Here is a 4,787-nt window from a genome sequence, read left to right as displayed (position 1 = left end):
TATAAAAGCCAATCCTACAAGCAATAAACTTATCTTTTTCATAATGTTATATTTAATTAGTAATAACACTACAAACATACAATCACATTTTCTATTGCATTTTATAAGATTTCATCAATTTGTTATAGAATTTAAGTGCCACAAAAAAAGGACTTCTATATAGAAGTCCTTTTTTAATAAATATTTTTTTAAAACTTAATCTCTTGTAAAATCAAAACTTTGACCTTGTACATTTAGTTTAAAACTTTTCTTGTCTTCATTAAATTTAATTTCTAATCCTTGAGAAGTTTCAGCAAATGTTCCATTACCTTTGTCTTCTACTTCCATTTCTTGACCATTTCCGGTCATAATCATTTTATCTCCATCTTCAGAAATCCCAACTTTTACAGGAATTTGTTGACTAGAATAATCTCCAACATAAGCCGCATATTTACCAGGTTTTGGGGCTACAAATCCTTCTGATTTCCATACATTATTATCATCATTTGTATCTGGCAATAAATTCTCTGGGTCAATCGTTATTTTTGCAATTTCTTCTGTTGAGTCATGACTAAATGACCAACTTGTATTACGCTGCCAAACTTCAACAGGTAATTTTACTATTTCTTTTTTACCAGAAACCATTTCAATTTCCAAAGTAACAGGCATTGCCATTTTTTCAAAGTTCTCAATTGAAATAATAGCCCCATTTTTAGGGTCATTTTTATTGTATTTAACCCCAGTTATACCTTGATCTAATCTCCAATTATTCGTAATCCAACCTCTCCAAAACCAACCTAAATCTTCTCCAGAAGCATTTTCTATTGTTCTAAAGAAATCATCTGGTGTTGGGTGTTTAAAAGCCCATCTTTCCACATAAGTTCTAAACGCTCTATCAAAACGCTCTTGTCCTAATACTTCATTACGTAATAAGTCCAAAGCTGTACCCGGTTTCATATAAGCTAGGATACCTAGATTACGTTCTTTTAATCCATCTGGAGCAGTATAAACAGGTTCTAATGAAGGACTAGTCATCATCTCTGCCATTCTGTGCATGTTAAATTTTCTGTCTTTATATTCACCTGCATTAAAGTCTTCAGCACTTACTCCATTGATGAAAGTATTAAATCCTTCATCCATCCAAGCAAATTGTCTTTCGTTTGAACCCACAATCATTGGGAACCAAGCATGACCAAATTCGTGGTCTGTAACCCCCCATAAACTTGAACCTTTAGAAGTATATTTACAAAATACAATTCCAGGATATTCCATTCCACCTTCATTACCTGCAACATTTACAGCTGCTGGATAAGGATATTCGAACCATCTTTTTGAATAGCCTTCAATACTTGCTTTAGTATATTCTGTAGAACGACTCCAAGCTTTTTGACCTTCACTTTCAACTGGATAAGCAGAAATTGCCATAGCTTTTTTACCACTTGGTAAGTTGATACGAGCTGCATCAATAATAAATGCACTTGACGAGGCCCAAGCTACATCACGTGAATTAGTCATCTTAAATTTCCATGTTTTAGTTCCGTTAGCAGATAATTTTGCTAAATCATCAGAAGAACGAACCATTACAGTTGCTTCACTTTCTTTAGCTTTTGCCCAATTGGCTTGTTCAGAAGCACTCATAACTTGAGAAGCGTTTGTAATTTCACCAGAACAAACCACAAAATGATTAGAAGGTACGGTTATAGAAATTTCAAAATTTCCATATTCACAATAAAACTCTCCTGCTCCCAAATAAGGTTGTGTGTTCCATCCTCTAACATCATCATAAACTGCTACTTTTGGATACCATTGTGCTATTGTGAAAATTGTTCCGTTCTTAGTAGGTAAATATCCCATTCTATCAGAACCATATTCTGGAGAAACAAATGAAAAATCCATACTAACTTTTGCTTTTCCACCGTTTGGCTTTAAAGCATTATTTAAGTAAATTTTCATTCTTGTATCTGTAATTTCATATTTAACGGCTTTTCCGTCAACCATTACTTTAGAAACTTTTTGTCCACCATCAAATTCTTCCCCTTTAGCTCCATTTCTAGAACCACTAACAGGAACAACAGCGTTTCCACGAGAATCTTTAGCGAATAAGTTTTGATCTAAATACATCCAAATAAAACCTAACTGATCAGGACTATTATTGATATAAGTCATTTCAACCGAACCATCTATTTGTTTAGCAGCTTCATTTAAATTAGCTGTCAATTTATAATTAGCACTATTCTGCCAATATTTTGGACCAGGTTGTCCACTTGCAGAACGAAATTCCGTACCGTTTTTGGTGTAAAAATTAGGAGCAAAAGCATCTACATAACTGTATTTGTTTTCTTTTACTTCTTTGGTATCTTGTGCATAAGCACTAGAAAACCCAATACATAAAGCTACAATTGCAATAGCTTTTGAGAAAAAGTTTTTCATTGATATGATTTTTTGTTATTAATATTTCGAGTAATGATAAGCAAATTAACGAATTTTTTGGATAAGAATTGTAATATTTAGTATATTCACATCTTAAATATATGTTAATGCTTACACTAAATTTTAACCCATTTCCCATTTTAACATCTGAACGTTTACGTTTAAGAAGATTAACTGATAGTGATGTTAATGCAGTTTTTGAATTAAGAAGTAATCCAAAAACCATGAAATACATTCCAAGACCATTAGCTACTACTACTGATGAAGCTTTATTGCACATTAAAACGATTAACTATAATATTGATGCAAACACAGATATCAATTGGGCAGTTACCGAAAAAGACAATGACAAATGTATTGGAATTATGGGCTTCTTTAGAACCCAACCCGAAAATTACAGAACAGAATTAGGCTACATGATTCTACCAGAACATCATAACAAAGGATATGTTACTGAAGCTGTAAAAACCATCCTTAATTATGCCTTTAATGAACTTGACTTCAACTCTATAAAAGCTACAATTGATCCAGAAAACATAGCTTCTGAAAAAGTATTGCAAAAAAATGGTTTCATTAAAGAAGGACATTTAATTGAGAACTTCTTTTATAACGGGCAATTTATTGATAGTGTTATCTATTCCTTATTAAAACGAAATTTTAAAAAAATACAATGATAATTACGAGTAAAGATAACAACTATAGTGCATCAATTCATAGTAATGGTGCTGAGTTATTTGAATTTAAAAAAGACAAAATCAATTATATTTGGACAATAGATGAACAGTTTTGGAACAAGACTTCTCCTATTCTATTTCCAATTGTTGGTCGATTAAAAAATGATTCCTACACTTTAAATGGAATAGAATACAAACTTCCAAGACATGGTTTTGCAAGAGATTGTGAATTTGAAGTAGTTCATAAAAAAGAAAGTGAAGTCTTATTTTCATTAAGAGAAAGTCAAGAAACTTTAAAAATATTTCCTTTTGAATTTGAATTACAAATTAGATATACTTTAGTCGAAAGTAAACTGACTATTTCATATGAAGTAATAAATCATTCCGAAAACTCAATGCCTTTTAATATTGGTGCTCATCCAGCTTTTGCTATGAATGGTAATTTTGAAGATTATAGTTTACAATTCAATAAAGATGAAAATTTTGAAACACATCATTTAGAAAATGAACTATTTAATGGTAAAACTACTTTTGTAGAAAGTCATGAAGGAAACATTCCATTATCCTATTCTTTATTTGAAAAAGATGCTTTAGTCTTTAAACAATTAGAATCAAATGAAATAACTATAGTAAAAGGGAATTATACTTATTTGAAAATTGATTTTAAAAGTTTTCCTTTTTTAGGAATTTGGACAAAAAAAAATGCGCCATTCATCAGTATAGAACCATGGTATGGTCATGCTGACGAAAAAACATCTAATGGGAATATTTATACTAAAAAAGCCATCCAAGTTTTAAATCCAAAAGAAAATTTTAATGCTTGTTTTAGTATTGAAATTTCTTAAATTATAGAGTTATTGCTGTAAAGAATATTCTAATTAAAGTAGAATGCAAAAAGGATTGTATAAAACAATCCTTTTTATATTTAATATTAATCTTTAAATCTAGTCATCCTCACTTTTATCGGGCATAATGAATGCTCCATTACTTATCATTTGATTTTTTAGCTGAATAGTATCCAATTTTTGATTACTTGCAATTACTTGTTTATTGTAAGAGCACGATTTTAAAAATAGCACTAAAAAGAATAAGATAAATATATTTTTCATCATTAACTTTTATTAATTATTTTATTTAAAGCTACTAAGAAATATTTTGTAAATCTTATTCTTTTTAAAATAATCGATAAAGGTTGAACTTCAATCGACAAAATACATATTCAAACAAATAATTTGAATAAGATTCCCTATTAATTACAAAAAAGTAGTTATTGAACTGCTAATAAAGCATTTACATTTCCATAGCCAAATTGTGCATTTTTATTTGGATAATAAGCTGCTGATTGTTTCATTTTAGTAAACACTTGACTTCTTGTCCAAGTTGGATGTTTTGACCAAACTAAAGCTGCAATTCCTGCCGTGGTAGCGGTTGCAACAGAAGAACCACCTACATAATTTGATTGATTAGTGTAATAACTAAGAACTGGTGATGTGTTTCCTGTAGAAGAACGTTCCATTACTATTGTAAAATCAATTTCAGAACCAGAGTGGCAAACATCACATTTTTGATAATTTGAAGTATCTTTTAAACCTGTAACAGCAACAGTTTCTGACATCCAAGCTGGAAAAATAACTCCAACAAACGTGGTAAAACTTGTTGATGTTCCACCTGCACAGCAAATTAATTTTCATTTACTATGCGCAT

At 30.4% G+C, this 4,787-nt stretch carries 5 protein-coding genes; 2 read left to right on the top strand and 3 right to left on the bottom strand.

Annotated features, from left to right (window positions below; genetic code table 11):
* Positions 1–195: 195 nt before the first annotated feature.
* Positions 196–2,409, bottom strand: a complete 2,214-nt coding sequence (locus AACZ53_RS13870) for a M1 family metallopeptidase (protein WP_339839661.1) — start codon at positions 2,407–2,409, stop codon at positions 196–198.
* 107 nt (positions 2,410–2,516) lie between these two features.
* On the opposite strand from AACZ53_RS13870, the gene AACZ53_RS13865 reads away from it, so the two are divergent.
* On the top strand, positions 2,517–3,083 hold the full coding sequence (locus AACZ53_RS13865; RefSeq protein ID WP_339839659.1) for a GNAT family N-acetyltransferase: 567 nt from the start codon (positions 2,517–2,519) through the stop codon (positions 3,081–3,083).
* Positions 3,080–3,928, top strand: a complete 849-nt coding sequence (locus AACZ53_RS13860) for an aldose 1-epimerase family protein (RefSeq protein ID WP_339839656.1) — start codon at positions 3,080–3,082, stop codon at positions 3,926–3,928. Before AACZ53_RS13865 ends, AACZ53_RS13860 begins: the two co-directional genes overlap by 4 nt.
* Positions 3,929–4,027: 99 nt before the next feature.
* Here the strand turns inward: AACZ53_RS13860 and AACZ53_RS13855 are convergent, their stop codons facing one another.
* Both AACZ53_RS13855 and AACZ53_RS13850 read right to left on the bottom strand, forming a co-directional pair.
* Positions 4,028–4,195: a hypothetical protein gene (locus tag AACZ53_RS13855; protein WP_339839654.1), complete on the bottom strand. Its 168-nt coding sequence runs from the start codon at positions 4,193–4,195 to the stop codon at positions 4,028–4,030.
* A 155-nt stretch (positions 4,196–4,350) separates the two neighbouring features.
* A complete protein-coding gene (locus tag AACZ53_RS13850; protein WP_339839663.1) occupies positions 4,351–4,764 on the bottom strand; it encodes a S8 family serine peptidase in 414 nt (137 codons plus the stop codon).
* Positions 4,765–4,787 lie beyond the last annotated feature (23 nt).

Source organism: uncultured Flavobacterium sp. (genome assembly GCF_963975005.1).
GTDB lineage: Bacteria > Bacteroidota > Bacteroidia > Flavobacteriales > Flavobacteriaceae > Flavobacterium.
This window is presented reverse-complemented; position numbering and strand designations above follow the sequence as displayed.